General features: G+C 66.9%; 17 protein-coding genes. 2 read left to right on the forward strand and 15 right to left on the reverse strand.

What is annotated here, in order from left to right; all coding sequences use genetic code 11:
- Positions 1 to 481: 481 nt before the first annotated feature.
- The 11 genes from ABT392_RS16145 to purE form a co-directional block, all read right to left on the reverse strand.
- Positions 482 to 1,558 carry a class I SAM-dependent methyltransferase gene (locus tag ABT392_RS16145; RefSeq protein WP_395385285.1) on the reverse strand — a complete coding sequence of 359 codons (1,077 nt, stop codon included), beginning with the start codon at positions 1,556 to 1,558 and terminating at the stop codon, positions 482 to 484.
- Positions 1,555 to 3,609, reverse strand: coding sequence for a putative bifunctional diguanylate cyclase/phosphodiesterase (locus ABT392_RS16150; protein WP_395385284.1), 2,055 nt, complete (start codon positions 3,607 to 3,609; stop codon positions 1,555 to 1,557). Before ABT392_RS16150 ends, ABT392_RS16145 begins: the two co-directional genes overlap by 4 nt.
- The gene (locus ABT392_RS16155; RefSeq protein WP_334278378.1) at positions 3,606 to 4,415 is read right to left on the reverse strand and encodes a uracil-DNA glycosylase; all 810 of its coding nucleotides are present in this window, start codon (positions 4,413 to 4,415) and stop codon (positions 3,606 to 3,608) included. The genes ABT392_RS16150 and ABT392_RS16155 overlap by 4 nt, the downstream gene beginning before the upstream one ends.
- Positions 4,412 to 4,903, reverse strand: coding sequence for a ribosomal protein S18-alanine N-acetyltransferase (rimI, locus tag ABT392_RS16160; protein WP_334278379.1), 492 nt, complete (start codon positions 4,901 to 4,903; stop codon positions 4,412 to 4,414). The genes ABT392_RS16155 and rimI overlap by 4 nt, the downstream gene beginning before the upstream one ends.
- A complete protein-coding gene (tsaB, locus tag ABT392_RS16165) occupies positions 4,900 to 5,622 on the reverse strand; it encodes a tRNA (adenosine(37)-N6)-threonylcarbamoyltransferase complex dimerization subunit type 1 TsaB (RefSeq protein ID WP_464970822.1) in 723 nt (240 codons plus the stop codon). The genes rimI and tsaB overlap by 4 nt, the downstream gene beginning before the upstream one ends.
- Before the next feature lie 69 nt (positions 5,623 to 5,691).
- Positions 5,692 to 6,375, reverse strand: a complete 684-nt coding sequence (locus ABT392_RS16170) for an OmpW/AlkL family protein (protein WP_334278381.1) — start codon at positions 6,373 to 6,375, stop codon at positions 5,692 to 5,694.
- Positions 6,376 to 6,402: 27 nt separating this feature from the next.
- The gene (locus tag ABT392_RS16175; protein WP_334278382.1) at positions 6,403 to 7,770 is read right to left on the reverse strand and encodes an alpha/beta hydrolase family protein; all 1,368 of its coding nucleotides are present in this window, start codon (positions 7,768 to 7,770) and stop codon (positions 6,403 to 6,405) included.
- 181 nt (positions 7,771 to 7,951) lie between these two features.
- Positions 7,952 to 8,902: an SGNH/GDSL hydrolase family protein gene (locus tag ABT392_RS16180; RefSeq protein ID WP_334278383.1), complete on the reverse strand. Its 951-nt coding sequence runs from the start codon at positions 8,900 to 8,902 to the stop codon at positions 7,952 to 7,954.
- Positions 8,903 to 8,947: 45 nt separating this feature from the next.
- On the reverse strand, positions 8,948 to 9,925 hold the full coding sequence (locus tag ABT392_RS16185; protein WP_395385282.1) for an L-threonylcarbamoyladenylate synthase: 978 nt from the start codon (positions 9,923 to 9,925) through the stop codon (positions 8,948 to 8,950).
- A 6-nt stretch (positions 9,926 to 9,931) separates the two neighbouring features.
- Positions 9,932 to 11,098: a 5-(carboxyamino)imidazole ribonucleotide synthase gene (locus ABT392_RS16190; RefSeq protein WP_395385281.1), complete on the reverse strand. Its 1,167-nt coding sequence runs from the start codon at positions 11,096 to 11,098 to the stop codon at positions 9,932 to 9,934.
- Positions 11,098 to 11,598, reverse strand: coding sequence for a 5-(carboxyamino)imidazole ribonucleotide mutase (purE, locus tag ABT392_RS16195; RefSeq protein ID WP_395386816.1), 501 nt, complete (start codon positions 11,596 to 11,598; stop codon positions 11,098 to 11,100). The genes ABT392_RS16190 and purE overlap by 1 nt, the downstream gene beginning before the upstream one ends.
- Positions 11,599 to 11,690: 92 nt before the next feature.
- Between purE and ABT392_RS16200 the strand changes: the two genes are divergently transcribed.
- Positions 11,691 to 12,629 (forward strand): tetratricopeptide repeat protein, encoded by a 939-nt coding sequence (locus tag ABT392_RS16200; RefSeq protein ID WP_334278386.1) that lies wholly within the window; start codon positions 11,691 to 11,693, stop codon positions 12,627 to 12,629.
- A gap of 14 nt (positions 12,630 to 12,643) precedes the next feature.
- On the opposite strand, the gene ABT392_RS16205 is transcribed toward ABT392_RS16200, so the two are convergent.
- From ABT392_RS16205 to fba, 3 genes are all read right to left on the reverse strand, one after another.
- Positions 12,644 to 13,750 (reverse strand): hypothetical protein, encoded by a 1,107-nt coding sequence (locus ABT392_RS16205; protein ID WP_395385280.1) that lies wholly within the window; start codon positions 13,748 to 13,750, stop codon positions 12,644 to 12,646.
- Between the two features lie 28 nt (positions 13,751 to 13,778).
- Positions 13,779 to 14,675 carry a phosphoribosylaminoimidazolesuccinocarboxamide synthase gene (locus ABT392_RS16210; protein ID WP_395385279.1) on the reverse strand — a complete coding sequence of 299 codons (897 nt, stop codon included), beginning with the start codon at positions 14,673 to 14,675 and terminating at the stop codon, positions 13,779 to 13,781.
- A 147-nt stretch (positions 14,676 to 14,822) separates the two neighbouring features.
- On the reverse strand, positions 14,823 to 15,887 hold the full coding sequence (gene fba, locus ABT392_RS16215) for a class II fructose-bisphosphate aldolase (protein WP_334278389.1): 1,065 nt from the start codon (positions 15,885 to 15,887) through the stop codon (positions 14,823 to 14,825).
- Positions 15,888 to 16,068: 181 nt separating this feature from the next.
- Between fba and ABT392_RS16220 the strand changes: the two genes are divergently transcribed.
- Entirely contained in the window at positions 16,069 to 17,091 is a 1,023-nt protein-coding gene (locus ABT392_RS16220) for an ATP-binding protein (protein ID WP_334278390.1), read from the forward strand.
- Positions 17,092 to 17,101: 10 nt separating this feature from the next.
- Here ABT392_RS16220 and ABT392_RS16225 read toward each other — a convergent pair whose 3' ends face one another.
- Positions 17,102 to 17,857 carry a substrate-binding periplasmic protein gene (locus ABT392_RS16225; protein ID WP_395385278.1) on the reverse strand — a complete coding sequence of 252 codons (756 nt, stop codon included), beginning with the start codon at positions 17,855 to 17,857 and terminating at the stop codon, positions 17,102 to 17,104.
- Between the last annotated feature and the right edge of the window lie 42 nt (positions 17,858 to 17,899).

Genomic DNA, 17,899 nt, shown 5'->3' on the forward strand with positions numbered 1-17,899 from the left:
GCGCTGTGAACCGTGACAGGTCGCGCTACGGGTTCTGATTGATGAACCAGCCCGGCGCCGCTGCGACGCAGTACGCGGCCGAGTTTACGGGAAGCACCGCCTCCAGCACGATGCCGGCAGGCGGCACATAGCAGCCACACGCTGTTTCCTTCTTTCGCGCTGCCGAGGCCATCGGGTGAGGGCTTGTGCTCCTGTCCCCCGGACCGGGCTTCGCCCGATCCTCCTCCTTTACCTCGCCCAAACCCTCACCCGACGCCCTCGGCCGAACCTGCGCCTGCCACCCGGCGCAGGCCACGGTGGTGCGGAGCAGGACGGCAGTGGGTGCCCCGCAGCGAGGTAAAGGAGGAGGCGCCGGCCGCAGGCCGGTGACGGGGGACAGGAGCGAAGGGGTGCCCGCTGGCGGCCTGATCTTCGACGTACCTTCGAGGAAGAAGGCAAGAGTCCGCAACGTGCCGCATGCGGCCTTCCCGCCAGCTCCAAGCTACAGCGTATGGCAGCGATCGCCTCTGGTGAAGCCCAGGGCATCGAACTCAGCCTCGCCCGCCACAAAGCCGATCACCTTGAACAGCTCGCCCATCTCATGTTCGGTGATCAGCTTGTGGGCCATTGCACGCTCGGCAAGCGGTGCATCGCCCATCAACTCGACCAGCCCGCAGTTGATCAGGAAGTTGGCCTGGCTCGTGTAGCCCAGCACCGTCAAACCGGCGTCCTGGCCGGCCATGGCGACGCCAGTGAAGTTGACATGGGCGGTGATGTCCTTCTCGCCCACCAGGACCAGCGGATCAGGATCGGCCTTGTGCTCGTGATGGCACATCAGCGTGCCACCGATGCGTTGCGGGTGGTAGTACTCGGCTTCGGGGAAGCCGTAGTCGAGCAGGAACACGGCGCCGCGCTCGAGCGTCGCCGCGATGGTGCGGATGAAACCTTCGGCCTGCTCGTGAGTCTCGGTGATCGTTCCGGGCACGAAGGGCGCGTCGAACGGTGGCTTCGCGTCGGTGGGTCGATCTGACCAGCCAAAGCCGGCATCACTCGCCACCACGCCGCGCTCCAGCCACCGGCTGCCGTCGTAGTGCAGCAATTGCACCGGCATCGCATCAAGCACCTCGTTGCCGACGATCACGCCCTCCATGACGTCGGGCAGGCGATCCAGCCATTCGATCTTGTGCGCCCAGGGCGCCAGCCGCTCGGCCTGGCGCTGCCGCAGGCTGCCGGAGAGATCGACGATGCGATAGTGCGCCAGCTTGTCGCCGAGCGCTCTCAGCAACTGCTCGGCCAGCGCGCCGCTGCCGGCGCCAAACTCCCAGACGGTGTCCGTACCCGTGGCGTCCAAGGCCTGTGCCACTTGATGCGCGAGCGCCCTGCCGAACAGCGGCGAAAGCTCGGGCGCCGTGACGAAGTCGGAACCGCTTTCCGGCATCAGGCCGAACTTGCGGCGCTGGTTGGTGTAATAACCTAGATCTGGTGCATACAGTGCCAGTGCCATGAATCGGTCGAAACCTATCCAGCCTTCCGCTGCGGCAATCTCGCGGCGTATCAGCGATTCCAGCACCTGGCTCATGCCTGCCTCGGGCTCCAGGTGCGGGCCCAGGCTTCGAACTCGGCCGCCGGCATCGGGTCGGCAATCAGCTCGCCTTGCAGCTCGTCGCAGCCCCAGTCGGCCAGCAGCTGCCATTGCTCGCGCGTGCGCAAGCCTTCTGCGCTGACCTTGAGCCCCAGGCCGCGGGCCATTTCGGTGATGGCGCGCGTGATGGCCATGGCACCGGCATCGTCGGGCAGCTTGGCAACAAAGCCCTGGTCGATCTTGAGTTTGTCCAGGGGCAGCTGCGTCAGGTGGGCCAGCGAGGTGTGGCCGGTGCCGAAATCATCGACCGAGATCGTCAGCCCCTGCGCGCGCAGTTCGGCCAGTGTGGCCGGTGCGTGGTCGATGTCGTCGATCAGCATGCGCTCGGTCAGCTCGAGCTCCAGCCAGTCACCGCGCGCGCCGGACTCGCCCAGCACGCCGGCCACGGTGCAGGCAAAGCTGTCCAGGCGGAACTGCATGCTGGAGAGATTCACGGCGATGCGCAGCGGCGGCAGGCCGGCGTCATGCCAGCGGCGCGCCTGCCGCGCGGCCTCGGCCAGCACCCAGTCCGACAGCGGCAACATCAGGCGATGGCGCTCGGCCACCGCGATGAAGGCCTCGGGCGTGAGCAGGCCGCGCTGCGGATGGCGCCAGCGCAGCAGCGCCTCGGCGCCAACGAGCTTGCCGCTCGCGGCATCGATCTGCGGTTGATAGAAAAGCAGGAACTCGCCTTCATCCAGGCCCGTGCCCAGCTCACTTTCGATCACCAGATCGGCATAGGCGCTCTCTGCCAGCGATGGCACGAAGAACTCGTAGGTCGCGCGTCCCCGGGATTTCGCCTGGTACATGGCCGTGTCGGCATGCTGGATCAGCTCCTGCGCCGTCTCGCCGTGCTCGGGGAACATGGCCACGCCAATCGAGGGTGTGACCGAGAGCTCGCGCCCGTCCGCATTGACCGGCACCTCGACCACGTCGAGCAGCGCGCGCAGCACGACCAGCACATCGTCGCGGTGGTGGATGTCTTCCAGCAGCACCACGAACTCGTCGCCGCCAAAGCGACCCACCAGGTCGCTGGCGCGCAGGCAGCCGGTGATGCGGCGCGATACGGTGGTCAGGACCTGGTCGCCTTCCAGATGACCCAGTGAATCGTTGACGCGCTTGAAGTTGTCGAGGTCGATGAAGAGCAGCGCCAGCTGGCGGCCCTGCTGGCCCGCTTTCTCCAGCGCCGGCTGCAGCTTTTCCATGAAGGCGCTGCGGTTGAGCAGCTGCGTGAGCGAATCGTGATGCGCCAGGTGCTGGATGCGCGCCTGCGCAGCGATGCGGTCACGGATGTCGCGCACGATGGTCATGCGCAGCTTCTCGCCTTCCATCTCCATGGTGCGGACGATGAACTCGACCGGGATGCGCGTGCCATCCTTGTGCACCACGGCGGTCTCGTAGCGCAGCTCGCGCGAGGCGCCCATCACCTGCTGCACCTTGGCCAGTTCGTCCTCGGCCACGAAGGACAAGGCACGCCGGCCGATCATCTCTTCCAGCGAGTAGCCCACCAGCGTGCACAGCGGCGGGTTCACATCGGTCACCACGCCATCGCGGTGGAAGAGGATGCCTTCCACCGTCGCATGCATGAACTTGTCGAGGCGCTGCTGCGAGTCGCGGGCCCGCTGCTCGGCGCGGCGATGCTTGGAGATGTCGTTGATCAGCACGCAGCTGGCAATCAGCTCGCCCGCCGCATCGAAATGCGGTATCAGGTTGACTTCGATCCAGCGGCCGTCTTCCAGCTGGCGCTCGTAATTGGCTGGCTGCTGCTCCAGCTTGACCCGGTCCACAGCCCACTGGATCTGCGCTGCCGCACCCGGGCCGATGACCTCCGCAAAGCTGCGCCCAAGAATGCTCTGCTCGTCGAGACCGAACATCTGCGCATAGCGGCGATTGGCAAACAGGCAGGCGTCGGTCCTGGCGTCATACAGCGCGATCAAGGCCGGCACCGCGTCGGCGATCAGGCGCAGCCGGGCGTTGGCGATGTCCTGTTGCTCGCGGGCTTCGCTCATCGCGCCGCCTGCGCTTGCAAGGTGCTCATCGCCAGGCACAGGTCTTCCCAGGCCCGGGCCTTGTCCGAGAGATTGCGCAGCAGATAGGCCGGGTGGTAGCTGACGATCACCGGTATGCCCTGGTAGCTGTGCACCTTGCCGCGCAGCCTGCCGATGGCTTCGTTGCTGCCCAGCAGCGACTGCACGGCGAAGCGACCCAGGGCCAGGATGATGCGAGGCTTGATCAGCTGCAGCTGACGTTCCAGATAGGGCTGGCAGGCCGCCAGCTCTTCGGGCTCGGGATTGCGGTTGCGCGGCGGCCGGCACTTCAAGGTGTTGGCGATGAAGACCTGCTTCTCGGGCGGCGCTTCGCTGCGAGTCAGGCCGATCGCGCGCAGCATGCTGTCCAGCAACTGGCCGGCAGTGCCAACGAAGGGCTCGCCCTGCTGGTCTTCCTGCTCGCCCGGCGCCTCGCCGACGATCATCCAGTGCGCCTGCTCGTTGCCAACGCCGAACACCGTCTGCTTGCGGCTTGCGCACAGGCCGCAGGCGCGACAGCCGGCCACGCTTTCCTGCAGTTGCTGCCAGTCCAGGCCCGCGATTTCAGGGCGCGACGAGGGCGCCGCGGCACGCTGAGGCAAGGCCGGCGCGAGCGCCTGCATGACTGGCACGGCAGGCCGGGCCGCTTCCCGCGCGACGGCAGGCGCTGGCGCGGCTGCTGGAGCCGCTGCCACCGCTTCAGGCTCGGCAGGCGCAGCGGCTGGCATCGACCAGAGCTTGTAGCCCATCGCCTCCAACATCGCCTGCTGACGCGCATCCCAGTTCATGTGCCGGCCTCTGCCAGATTGAGACTCATCAGGATCGCATCTTCTCGCTTGCCCGGCCCCGCCGGATAGTAGGCGCGGCGCAGGCCGACCTCGGAAAATCCATAGCGCTGGTAGACCTGCCGCGCGCGTTCATTGCTCTGCCGCACCTCCAGCCAGACCTGTGTACGGCCCAGCGCCCGGCTGCGGGCACAGAGCTCGTCCAGCATCAGGCGCGCCAGGCCCTGACCTTGGCGGGCCGGCTGCACGGTGATGTTGAGCAGGTGCATTTCATCGACGCCTTGCAGCGCCAGGAAGTAGCCCAGCAAGCGCGATTGCTGGCCGCGGCCTTCCCACAGCGCCCAGGCCTCATAGCCGGCCGCCAGCGAATCGACGAAGTTGCCATGCGTCCAGGGAAAGCTGTAGGCCTGCTGCTCGATCAGCAGCACTGCGTCAAGATCGACCAGGCGCAAGGGCAGGATGGCGAACAGGCTTTGCGGCTGGGCGCTCATGGGTGGGCCCCTTGCGCCGCAGCGGCAATGGCCGCGCGCTCCGCCGTGGTCTGCGCCACCTTGTCTCGCACATAGAGCGGCATGGCATCAGCCGCATCGAGCTTTTCGCCGGCCAGCCAGGCCTGCTCGGCCAGGCTGGCGAGTGCAGCGGCACGCGAGCGCGTCGCGGGCCAGGCCGGCACATCGCCCAGCGCCAATTGCGCTGCAAAAGGCTGCAAGGCCGAGCCACAGACGGCGCTCGGCGCCTGATCTTTCCAATGGGCCTTCAAGGCCTCGGGACTGTAGAGCGCGGGCGCATCCAGCGTCTGCCAGCCGCCATCTGCCCATTGATAGCTGCCGGCATAGATCTCGTTCATGCGGGCATCCATCAGAACCCAGAGAGGCGCAGCAAGCGGAGCGCCTTGCTGGCGAGCATCTTCTGCAACCAGCATCAGGCTGTCGATGGCCAGCACCGGCTTGTTCCAGCCCAAGGCCAGGCCCTGCGCCACCGCGCAAGCGGTGCGCAAACCGGTGAACGCCCCCGGGCCGCGGCCGAAGGCAATCGCGTCAATCTGTTCGCCGCGCAGGCCGGCCCGGCTCAGGAGCGCCTGCACCTGCGGCAGGATCTCGGCCGAGGCCTTGGCACCGCCCTCGCCTTCAAAAAAAAAGCGCTCCGGCGGAGCGCTGAGCGCCAGGGTCAGTGCTTCCGTCGAGCTGTCGAGGGCCAGCAATGAAATCATGGCGCAAGTGTAGCCCCCGGCCCGGCGCCCGAGGCGCCGAGGACGGGGGGTTGCCGAGGCACAAGTCTGCTAGAACGAGTAGCCCAGCGACATCGAATAGGCGATCGGCCGGAAGTCGATCGTCGTCGTGCGGGTCACGTCGCCCGTGCGGGTGCTGGTGACCGCCTTCATGTCGCTCTTCACCTTGGCCGTCGCCACCGTGCCGACCAGGGCCCAGTTCTTGTCGATCTGGAAGTTCAGGCCCACATGCGCGGCCAGGCCCCAGGAGTCGGACACGTTGATCTTGGTCGAACCACCGCTGGCAGCATCGCCCGAGGCGGTGCTGTGGGCGCTGCTGAACTTGGTGTAGTTCACACCCAGCCCCACGAGAGGGGTGAGGCGCGGAATGATTTCGCCGAAGCGGTAGTTGACGAAGACCGTCGGCGGCAGCTGCTTGACCGAGGAGATCTGGCCAAAGGGCTCCAGGAAGCCACGGCCATAGACCTTGTGGCGCGGCGGAATGCCCAACGCCACCTCGACCGACCACTGCGGCGTGAAGTGATAGGCATAGCCGAAGCCGGTGGTGCTGGCATCACCGACGTCCAGCAGGCCGCCTGGCGCCGGCACCGCCGGACCACCTTCCAGCGCCGGCGCCTTGGCGTGCACGTCGAGGTAGACACCGCCGATGTAGACGCTGTGGGCCTGCGCCGCAGCCAGGCCGGCCGCCAGGACAAGGCCCAGGCCAAGGGCGAGTTTGAGAACAGATTTCTTCATGGTGTTGTACTCCGCTTGTCGCTCGCCTTACTGACCGGAGGCCAGCACCGTTTGGAAGAAGCCGCGCATCAGCGCCGTGCAGAACGGCGGCACCAGGCTGCCGTGGTACTGCGCTTGCGCATTGGCACCGGCCGCGGCCTTGGCCTGCTGGAAGCCACCGTACATGGTCTGGCCGACGATGCCCGCCGGCAGCGTGGACAGCGTCTCCAGGTCATAGGTAGCTGCCACCAGAGGCGCGGCACGCGTCTTCAGGTCCATGGACATCAGCGTGGTGTTGACGTCATAGAACACCGTCGGATCAAGCTTGCCGCCGCACATGGCCACCGGTCGTTTGGGCGTGAAGCCCAGCAGGGTGTTGGTCTGCAGCGCCTTGCGGTAGTTGGAGCTCTGATAGCCGGCGCGGAAGCTGTCGTTCAACAGGCCACCGGTACCGAACAGCTTGGTGAAGGTCGGGTCGGCCGGCAGCTTGCCGCCGGCGATCAGGTCGGCGATGGGCGTGTCGGTCGGGAACAGCGTCTCGATGCTCGCGGCATACGGTGCCTGATAGGCCTCGGCCGTGCTCGCGTACATGTTCCCGTAGGACTTCTGATAGCTCGTCAGCAGCAGCGGCACGAACAGCGTGGCACCGGCGTTGACCGGGCCTGCTCCAGTCACGACGTCACCGAAGCCGACCATGTTGTAGGGGCCGGACATCGAACCCGAGGCCGTGACGGTGAACTCGGACGAGTAGTCTCGCTCGATGATCTTGTGCGTCGCCATCGACACATGGCCGCCCTGCGAATAGCCGCTGATGAACAGCTTGCTGGAGGGCTTGGTGCTGCTGTCGGCCATCAGGTTGGCCTTGGCGGCACGCAGGCCGTCAACCATGTCGATCGCCTGCGCCTCGGCATTCAGGTAGGGGTGGTAGGACAGCGAGGACTTGTCGTAGCCCAGGTAGTTGGGCGCCACGACGATGAAGCCCTGGGCTGCATACATGGCCATCAGCAGCGAGGCCTCGCCGTTCTTCTGCACGTCGGCCATGTTGTAGCTCTTGGTCGTCGTCGTGCCGTGGGCGTAGAGCAGCACCGGGCGTTCGCCGGTGCAGGCCGCGGCCGTGCCCTTGGGCACCAGCACGCCGGCCGAAGCGGTGGCCGGCAGGCCCATCGGATCGCGCGTCATGTAGAGCACGTAGCGGATTTCGACATCGCAGACCGCCTTGCCGGTCAGCGCCTGGGCGCCAGAGGCCGCCGTGCCGGCATCGACCTGGGCGGCCGTGGCCGCACCGGCCACCAGGGCCGTGATGATGGTCGCGCGCGCGGGCGGCGGATCATCGGTCTTGTTGTTTGCGCCGCCGCCGCAGCCTGCCAGCGCGGCGCTGGCCAGGACCGCCAGGGCCAGATGTTTCTTGGTGCTCATGCAAACCTCGCAGTGAGTTGTCTCTCTTGTTGATCGGAATGTTGAAAATAGAACGACCGTTCGTTTTTCACAAAAAGACTATAAGTGCGCCACTCCGCGCACCCGGAAAGTAAAAACCCCGACCTTGTCGCCAAGGTCGGGGTTTCGTTGCGCTTTATGCGACAGCGATCAGGCAGCAGCGTCAGAACGGGTTGTTGACAGCCCGCGAGAGTGCTTCCTGGCCGATCACGTTCTGGCCAGCGGGGCCGAGCCAGTAGTCGTTGGCCCACAGCCAGCCGTCGGCACTGGCCTCGGCCAGCAAGGTCTTGGTGGTGCAATCGGTGATGGCCACCGTCGTCAGGCAGGCGGGGTCGGTCCCGTTGCTCAAGTTGAAGTAAGCCGGGTAGCGCGCTGCATTGAGGATGCGCTCGTCCGCCAGCACCAGGCCGATCTTGCGGCCATCGTTGCGGATGTTGAGACGGAAGTTGGTGTTGAACTCGGTCGTCAGCTCGCTCAGGAACTTGGCCCGGTCGGTGTCCTGCTTGGTCAGCTTTTCCTTCAGCGCATAAGGCGTGACACCCATGTCCGGCACGGTCGGCACGACCACCCGGCCGCCGGCATCGGCAACACGGTTCACCTGGGCGGCCCACAGCTTGCCCAGGTCGCGGGCACTGTTGATCAAGGATTCGCGGCTGACGGCCGGGAATTGCTTGTACAACTCCAGGATGTCGTTCGACCCGGCCATCATCGCCACCAGATCGTGGGCATTGAAGGTGCCGGTCGAGAAGAACACGTCCAGCTGGCTGCGCACGTCAGCTACCGTGGCGCCGGCCTTTGCAAACATTTGGCCCTGCGGCGCAGCAATGTTTTCCGGGTTGCACTGCGGGAACACCAGGCCGAAGTAGCTGGAAAGCGATTGCACCCAGACCGGGTTGCCCTGGCAGACCAATTGCCCGTTGGTATCGACGGCATTGATCGTGTACTTCTTGCCCTGGGGTGTGATGGCCAGGTTTTCGTCGCCGAAAGCCATGATGCGCTTGGGTGCGAATCTCTCGATGGGCTCGGAACCGCCGCCGCATCCAACCAGGATGGCCGCCGCCACCCCCAGCATTGCCAGACCGAAGCGTCGGGCGCCATGCTTGAACCTGTTCATCAACTCTCCATCCATTGCTTGTAGACCGACTCGCTGCACGCGGGTTCAGCCTTTGAAGGCTGCCGCCGCGCGCGACAACCGATCCCTGACGCCGTCCCATGCGCGATCAGGCGGCGGTTCCTCAATCCATATCTCGCTGGCACCAGAGGCGTCCAGCTCGCGCAGCACCGCAAAAAGCTGCTGCGCCGCCGCCAAGGCGTCGTCGGGCATGCGCTGCATCAGCGCGCCCGCGCCCAGCGCGACGGTGCGTGAATATACCGCCAGCGTCGGTGACCAATGTTTCGCCACCTGTTCTGCCAGGTCATCGCCGGTAAACAGGCGCACCCGGGCCCGTGGCGCGTAATGGGCGGCCAGCGTGCCGGAAGCCCGCGGGGCCTCACCGTCCGGCAGGCGCAGAGGCTCACCGGCCGCGGCCTCGATCTGGGCCGGCGTCAGCACGCCGGGGCGCAGGAGCACCGGATGACCCCGGCTGCAATCCACGATGCTGGACTCGATGCCCACGTCGCAGTCGCCACCATCGAGCACCAGCAGGCCGGGCTCGAATTCTTCGATCACATGGCGGGCGCGCGTCGGGCTGATGCGGCCGAAGCGGTTGGCGCTGGGCGCGGCCACGCCGCGGACGCCCAGCGCACGGGCCGCTTCCAGCAGGGCCCGGGCCACCGGATGGGCCGGGCAGCGCAGGCCGATGGTGCCCTGCCCACCAGCCGCCGCAGCAGCCACGCCTTCGCGGCGCGGCACGATCAGCGTCAAGGGGCCGGGCCAGAAGGCAGCGATCAGGCGCCGGGCCACCGGTGGCAGCTCGGCGGCGAAATGCAGGGCGTCCTCGGCGTCCAGCACATGGACGATCAGCGGATGGTCGGCCGGGCGGCCCTTGGCGGCAAAGATCTTGGCCACGGCCGCGTCGACATCGGCACGTGCAGCCAGGCCGTAGACCGTCTCGGTCGGCAGGCCCACGAGCTCACCCGCCGCCAGCGCCTCGGCGGCGCGGCGCAGCTCGGCCGGGTCCTGTCCGTTCAAGAGCATCGGTGTCTACCAGTCGGTCGGCAGGCCCAGCAGCACGGCCGCCTGGCGAGCGGCAGCGGCAGCGAGCTCGGGCGTAGCAGCCGTCACGTTCAGATGGCCCATCTTGCGGCCGGGGCGCGCGCTGGTCTTGCCGTAGAGATGCAGATGCGTGCCCGGAATGGCCAGGACTTGGACCCAGGCCGGGCTCCGTTCTTCGCCATCGGCATCGAACCAAAGGTCGCCGAGCAAGTTCAGCATAACGACCGGCGAATGCAGACGTGGCGTATTCAGCGGCAGACCGGCGAGTGCGCGAACTTGCGCCTCGAACTGCGTGATGTCGCAGGCATCCAGCGTGTAGTGGCCGGAATTGTGCGGGCGCGGCGCCATCTCGTTGACCAGCAGGCGGCCGTCGGTCAGCAAGAAAAACTCGACGCAGAGCACGCCGACATAGCCCAGCTCGGTGGCGATGCGCGCAGCCGAGGCACGCGCCTTGGCTTGCACATCAGCCGGCACGCTGGGCGCCGGCACCTCGGTGACGGCCAGGATGCCGTCGCGATGCAGGTTCTGCTGCACCGGGAACTCGACCACCTGGCCATCGGCGCCGCGCGCCACGATCACCGACAGCTCGAGCTGCAAGGGCAGCAGTTGCTCCAGCACGCAGGGCACGCCCTTCATGGCGGCAAACGCGGCGGCCAGCTCGGCGCGGTCGCGCACGCGGGCCTGGCCCTTGCCGTCATAGCCCATGCGGGCGGTCTTGAGAATGCCGGGCAGGAGCGACGCATCGACAGCGGCCAGATCGGCCTCGCTGCGGATCACGGCATAGGGTGCGCATTCGACGCCGCTGGCCTTGAAATGCGCCTTCTCGTCGGCGCGGTCCTGGCACTTGGCCACGGCACTGCCGGCCGGCGCCACGGTGCGCGTGGCGGCGAGTTGGGCCAGCGCCTGTGCCGGCACATTCTCGAATTCGGTGGTGATCGCGTCGCAGGCCTCGGCCAACTGGGCCAGGCCCTGCGGGTCGAGGTAGTCGGCACGGATCTGCTGATGGGCGACTGCGCCCGCCGGGCTTTCGGCATCGGGGTCCAGCACCACCGTGCGATAGCCCAGGCTTTGCGCCGCCTGCACGAACATGCGGCCGAGCTGGCCGCCACCCATCACACCCAGCGTGGCAACGCCCGGCAGCAAGACCTTGGACATCAGACGAGGTCCTTGCTCATGCCGTTGGCGTGCTCGGTCTGACGGACCCGGTAGGCTGCCAGCTTGGCACGCAGGCCTTCGTCATGCGCCGCCAGCATGGCCACGGCAAACAGGGCCGCATTGCCTGCGCCTGCTGTGCCGATGGCAAAGGTGGCGACCGGGATGCCCTTGGGCATCTGGACGATGGAATGCAGCGAATCAACGCCCTGCAAATGGCGGCTGGCCACCGGCACGCCCAGGACCGGCACCGGTGTCTTGGCGGCCAGCATGCCCGGCAGATGGGCGGCACCGCCCGCGCCGGCAATGATGGCGCGCAGGCCGCGGCCTTCAGCGGCTTCTGCGTAGCGGAACATCTCGTCCGGCATGCGGTGCGCGGAGACGACCTTCGCCTCGAAGGCGATACCGAACTCGGAGAGAATGTCGGCGGCGTGCTTCATGGTGTCCCAGTCGCTGCTGGAGCCCATCACCACGCCAACCAAGGGGGAGGCGCTTTGCTGCATAGGCTGCACGGCTCGCTCATTGGGCTGGAAAGCCTTGAATTGTAGGCGGCCGCTGCCACCTGCCCCTTCAGACCCCATCCGACGCTGACGCCATGACCGACATCACCCTGCAAAATTTTGAAGCCGAGCTGCTGGCTGCCTCGATGCAGCAGCCCGTGCTGCTGGACATCTGGGCACCCTGGTGCGGCCCCTGCAAGGCGCTCGGCCCGATCCTGGAAAAGCTGGAAGCCGCCTACGCTGGCCGCTTCAAGCTCGCCAAGCTCAACAGCGATGAGCAGCAGGAGATTGCCAGCCAGCTGAGCCAGGCCTTCGGCGTGCGCTCGATCCCCTTCTGCGTGATGTTTGTCGGCGGCCAGCCGGTGGACGGCTTTGTCGGCGCCATTCCCGAAGGCCAGATCCGCGAATTCCTGGACAAGCATGTGCCGCCCGCGCTGGAAGGCGAAACAGCCCTGCCCGATGAGCAGGCCGTTGCGCCTGCCGAGGACGAAGGCAATGCGCTGGACCGCCTGATGGCTGCCGTCGAAGCCAACCCGGCGGACGAGACCGCCCGCTTCGACCTGGTGCGCGCGCTGCTGGAAGTCGACCAGGTGGGCGCCGCCCGAGATGTCTTCACGCCCGTCGCAGCCAAGGCCGCCGACACCATCACGCCGCACGCACGTTTCGCGGCCCTGGCCCATTGGCTGGCCGCCGCCGAAAGCCGGGCCGACGCCACGGCCGCCCAGGCTGCCATCGCCAGCAACAAGCGCGACTTCGACGCCCGCTTTGCACTGGCCCAGTCGCACTTTGCCGCGCGGCGCTTCACCGAGGCTATGGACGAGCTGCTGGAAATCATCATGCGCGACAAGGCCTGGAACGGCGAACTGGCGCGCAAGACCTATGTGGCCATCCTGGAGCTGCTGACCAAGCCGACCCCGAAGGCTCAGACCACCGAGGCCAAGGGCACGCTTGAGATTGCCGGCAAGGCCAATGTGCCGCCGGCCGACCCGCTGATCGACCAGTACCGGCGCAAGCTCAGCATGGCGCTGTTCTGATCAGCGCGAACTGATCAGGCCGGCTTGACCAGGCCGGCTGCTTCCAACGCCTCGGCCCATTGCTTCTTCTGGGCCGCAAACTCGGCCCATTCCCGTTCCGCCGCCTCGCGGTGCCAGGCCGCCTTGCCCGCTTCGTCCAGCGCCTCATAGACCTGGGCCAGGCGGCTGTGGGTCGCAGCGCGGTCGTCCACCTCGCAGCCCGGGTCGAGCTCCACCTCCGCCTCGTGCGCCTGGCGCAGGGCATGCTCGCGCTGGCCGCAGTTGAGCCGGCACCAGGCCAGGTCGGCCAGCAGGCTGCTGCCCAGGCGCGCCAGGCCATGCGACATGGCCACCGGCAGATGCTGCTCGAACAACTCGCGGGCCTTGTCGAACTCGCCCTGCAGCACCAGGGTCTGCGCCCGCAGGATGGGGGTGAGCGACTCCATCGCCGAGCCGCCAAAGGCTGCATCGAAATTCTTCACCGAGTCGGCGCCCAGCAGGAGCTCGGGCTTGCGGCCGGAGGCGTCTGCCAACGCCGCGTGACGGGCCTGCGCTGTCTGCATCTCGGCCATGTTGTAGATCAGGGCCGACAGGGTGGCATCGTCGCCATCCAGCGTCGCGTGACGCCGCGCCGCCGCATACCAGGCTTGGGCCAGGTCGGCGCGGCCAGAGTAGTGGTGGGCCAGCGCCAGCACCATGGACAGGCGCGAGCGCGCCGCATGATGGCCCGCGCCTACCACCTTCAGGCCCTCTTGCGCATGGCCGATCAGGGCCGGCAGGTCATGCCGTGCATAGGCCAGATGGGCCAGCCAGGCCAGGCTCAAGGCCTCGACTTCGGCCAGCTTGGCCGTGCGGGCGATGGCCAGGGCGCGCTGCGTCTTCTCGCGCGCCGCGCTGCTGAAGTCGGTGAAATAGCTCATCAGGCCTTCGGCCAGATGCAGCCAGGCGCCGATGGAGGAATGCGGATGCTGGAAGGCGAGCTGATGCAGCGTTGTCAGCTGGTCGCGCGCCTCGCTCAACTGGCCGTGGCGAACCAGCGCGATGGCGCGCTGCGCCATCAGGCAGGCGCCCTGTACCGGGTTCAGGGCCGCAGCGATCTGCTGGTCCAGCGACTTGATCAGTCTCGATTGGGTCTGTTGCATGAGCCCTCCCGTCGGCTCCGCCCGGACTTCAGCGTGTCAGTCGTTCAAGTGCTTCGCGGTACTTGGCCGCGGTCTTGGCGATCACTTCTTGCGGCAGCGCCGGCGCCGGGGCCACCTTGCCCCAGGGCTGGCCGTTCACTTCAGCCTGCTCGAGCCAGTCGCGCAGGAACTGCTTGTCAAAACTGGGCGGATTGCTGCCCACGGCATAGCTCTCAGCCGGCCAGTAGCGCGAGGAGTCGGGCGTCAGCACCTCGTCCATCAGGGTCAGGGTGCCATCGGCATCCAGGCCGAACTCGAACTTGGTGTCGGCAATGATGATGCCCTTGGAGCGCGCGATGTCGGCCGCGCGCTGGTAGAGCTGGATCGAAATGTCGCGCACCTTCTCGGCCAACTCGCGGCCGATGATCTCGACGCAGCGGTCGAAGTCGATGTTCTCGTCGTGATCACCCATCTCGGCCTTGGTGGCCGGTGTGAAGATGGGCTGCGGCAGCTTGGAGGCGTTCTGCAGGCCGGCTGGCAGCTCGACGCCACAAACGCGGCCGTTGCTCTTGTATTCGGCCCAGCCGCTGCCAGCCAGGTAGCCGCGCACCACCGCTTCGATCGGCAGGGGCTTCAGGCGCTTGACCAGCATCGCCCGGCCCTGGACCTGCGACTTCTCGGCCTCGCTGACCACGGAGAGCGGATCGTCACCGGTCAGGTGATTCGGCACGATGCCTTCGAGCTTGTCGAACCAGAACAGCGCCATCTCGGTCAGCAAGGCGCCCTTGCCGGGAATGGGCTCGCCCATGATCACGTCGTAGGCCGAGATGCGGTCGCTGGCGATCATCAGGATGCGGTCGCTGCCCACCGCATAGTTTTCGCGCACCTTGCCGCGGGCGATCAGGGGAAGCGAGGTCAGCGACGATTCAAGCAGGGCAGCGGTCATGAGGGGCATCCAGGACGAAGCCGGCATTTTAGTCGGGCGAGCAACGGACAAAAAAAGGCCCGCCAGCGAACTGCCGCTGGCGGGCCAATGCGTTCCTAACCTTTGATGACGGTAGACGCTTGTGGAGTGATGGTTGCAGGGCCCGGCTTACTGCACGACCTGGGCCAGTTCGCCGCGCGCATAGGCGGCGGCAATGTCGACGAGGCTGCGCGCCTGGATCTTGCCGGCCTGGCCTTCGCAGCCGAATTCCATGTAGCGCTGCTTGCAGACCAGCTTGGCCGCTTCGCGCGCGGGCTTCAGCCATTCGCGGGCATCGAATTTGTCGGGGTTCTCGAACAGGAACTTGCGCACGGCGCCGGTCATCGCCAGGCGGATGTCGGTGTCGATGTTGATCTTGCGCACGCCATGCTTGATGGCTTCCTGGATCTCTTCGACCGGCACGCCGAAGGTTTCCTTCATCTTGCCGCCGTACTGGTTGATGATGGCCAGCAGCTCCTGCGGCACGCTGGACGAGCCATGCATCACCAGGTGGGTGTTGGGGATGCGCTTGTGGATTTCCTTGACGCGGCTGATGGCCAGGATGTCGCCGGTGGGCTTGCGCGAGAACTTGTAGGCGCCATGGCTGGTGCCGATGGCAATGGCCAGCGCATCCAGCTGCGTGGCCTTGACGAAGGTGGCCGCCTCTTCCGGGTCGGTCAGCATCTGGCTGTGGTCCAGCTTGCCGACGGCGCCGATGCCGTCTTCCTCGCCGGCATCACCGGTTTCGAGGTTGCCCAGGCAGCCGAGCTCGCCCTCGACCGTCACGCCCACCTTGTGCGACATCTCCACCACGCGGCGGGTCACGTCGACGTTGTATTCAAAGGAGGCCGGCGTCTTGCCGTCGTCCATCAGCGAGCCGTCCATCATCACCGAGCCAAAGCCCAGGTTGATGGCGCCTTCGCAGACCTTGGGGCTGGTGCCGTGGTCCTGGTGCATCACCAGCGGGATGTGCGGATAGGCTTCGACGGCGGCCTGGATCAGGTGCTTGATGAAGCTCTCGCCAGCGTATTTGCGGGCGCCGGCCGAGGCCTGCAGGATCACCGGTGCGCCGACCTCGTCGGCAGCGGCCATCACGGCCTGGACCTGCTCGAGGTTGTTCACATTGAAGGCTGGAATGCCGTAGCCATGTTCGGCCGCGTGGTCCAGCAGCTGTCGCATCGAGACAAGTGCCATGATGAAAAGTCCCCAGATGGTTTGAAATTCCTGCAGGCGCAGCTTCGCATGTAACCACGCCGTAACTCGTCGCATTCTAGCTGGGCGACCTTCGCCCGAAGTCGGCCCCCACCCCCGCATCCGGACGCCCAGCAAGTTCGCCTTGCGCAAGACCCGGCCCCCCGGGTAGGCTCTCGCACTCATGACCGTGCGCCTCTCGATAGACCAGATGACCCTGTGGATCACCGCCGCCGCGCGTGAGCATTCACTGGACCTGGCTGACCATGTCGTCGAGAAGACCGGTGCCAGCCGCCGCTCGGCGCTCTCGGCCCTGCGCCGCCTGGGCGAGGCCAACTGGCTGACCCGCACGGGCTCGCGCAGCCGGCCGGTCTACGGCCCCGGTACGCTGCGCCAGGTGGCCCGCAGCTACACGCTCCACGGCCTGCAGGAAGACCTGCCCTGGCAGCGCGACTTCGCGCCCAATTTCGAGTTTCCGCGCCATGTCACGCGGATGATCCAGCATGCCTTCACCGAGCTGGTGAACAACGCGGCCGACCACAGCGGCGGCAGCAGCGTGACCGTGTCGCTGCGCCAGACGCCAACGCACGCGCAATTGCTGGTCTCGGACGATGGCTGCGGCGTGTTCGACAAGATCTGCACCACCTTCGACCTCGCCGACGCCCAGCATGCAATGCTGGAGCTGTCCAAGGGCCGCCTGACCAGCCAGCCCGAGCAGCACACTGGCCGCGGCCTGTTCTTCAGCTCGCAATTGGCCGATGTGTTCGACATCCACGCCAATGGCACTGCCTTCCAGCGCCGCGCCTGGGAAAGCTCGGGCTGGACCAAGGGCCGGCCGCTGCCGCGCCAGGGCAGCTCGATCTACATGGCGATATCGCTCGACACCACGCGCACGCTGGACCAGGTGATGGAGGCCTGGAGCATGGCCGGCGACGGCATCGAGTTCGACCAGACCAAGGTCAGCCTGAAGCTCCTGGCTGGCGAAGGTCAGGCGCTCGATTCACGCGCACAAGCCCGGCGCGTGGCGGCGCGGCTGCCCACCTTCCGGCGCGTCGAAGTCGCGTTTGACGGCGTGCAGGATGTCGGCCACGGCTTCGTGGATGAATTGTTCCGCGTCTTCGCCCGAGCGCACCCCGAAGTCGAGCTGGTCGCCACCGGCGCCAATGCCCGCATCAAGGCACTGATCGAAAGCGCGCGCCGCGGCTGAAGGCGGCCGCTCAGAGATCGCTGTCGATCAAGGCGCGGATCGCCGCCCGCTTCACTTGCAAGGCCTTGTTGATGCGCGGCAGCACGTCCGCGAGGGCTTGCCCGTGGCCCACAGCAAAATGCACCGCCTCCAGCGCCAGCGGCGTAGGCAGCACGGCCAGCGTTGCCGAGAGGCCGGTGAGCTCGCGGGCCCGCCGCTCCAGCAGCCAGGGGTCGGGGCTGCGGTGCGAGCCCAGCGCCATGTCGCAGCGGCCAGCCATCAACATGCGCAGCCGCGCGCCGAGGTCACCGTCCACATACTCGACCTTGAACAGCTTGCCCTTCACCGCATCGAAGCTGCCGCCGTAGCTGATGCCGCGCGAGATGCAGACCGTGCGCTCGCGCAGGTCATCAAGGCTGTGGAAGTCCAGCGCCTGGTCGCGCCGCACCAGCATCCAGACATGGTTGTCGAACACCGGCGCACTGAAGGCGAACTGCTCCTCGCGCGGCTTGGTGCGCGCCATGCCGAACGCCAGCGCCTGGCCCCGCTCGGCCAGCACCAGCACCCGCGCCCAGGGGGCCTGCAGGATCTGCCATTCAATGCCTGCCGCCTCGCCGATCAACTGCAGCAAGGGCACAACGAAGGGGCGCGAACTGTTTTCGCCAATGGCCACCGGCACGCGCAGAGGCTCAGCAGCGCAGGCAGTCGGCGGCGGGAGCAGGCCCAGAGCCAGGGGGCCAAGGCCAAGCAGCCAACGACGACGTTGGAGGCTCTCGGGTCCTGACATGCCGGCGTCCATCGGGCTCATCCGGCCCCAGGATAACGCCGC

Source organism: Paucibacter sp. JuS9 (assembly GCF_044043925.2).
Taxonomy (GTDB): Bacteria; Pseudomonadota; Gammaproteobacteria; order Burkholderiales; family Burkholderiaceae_C; genus JAUASW01.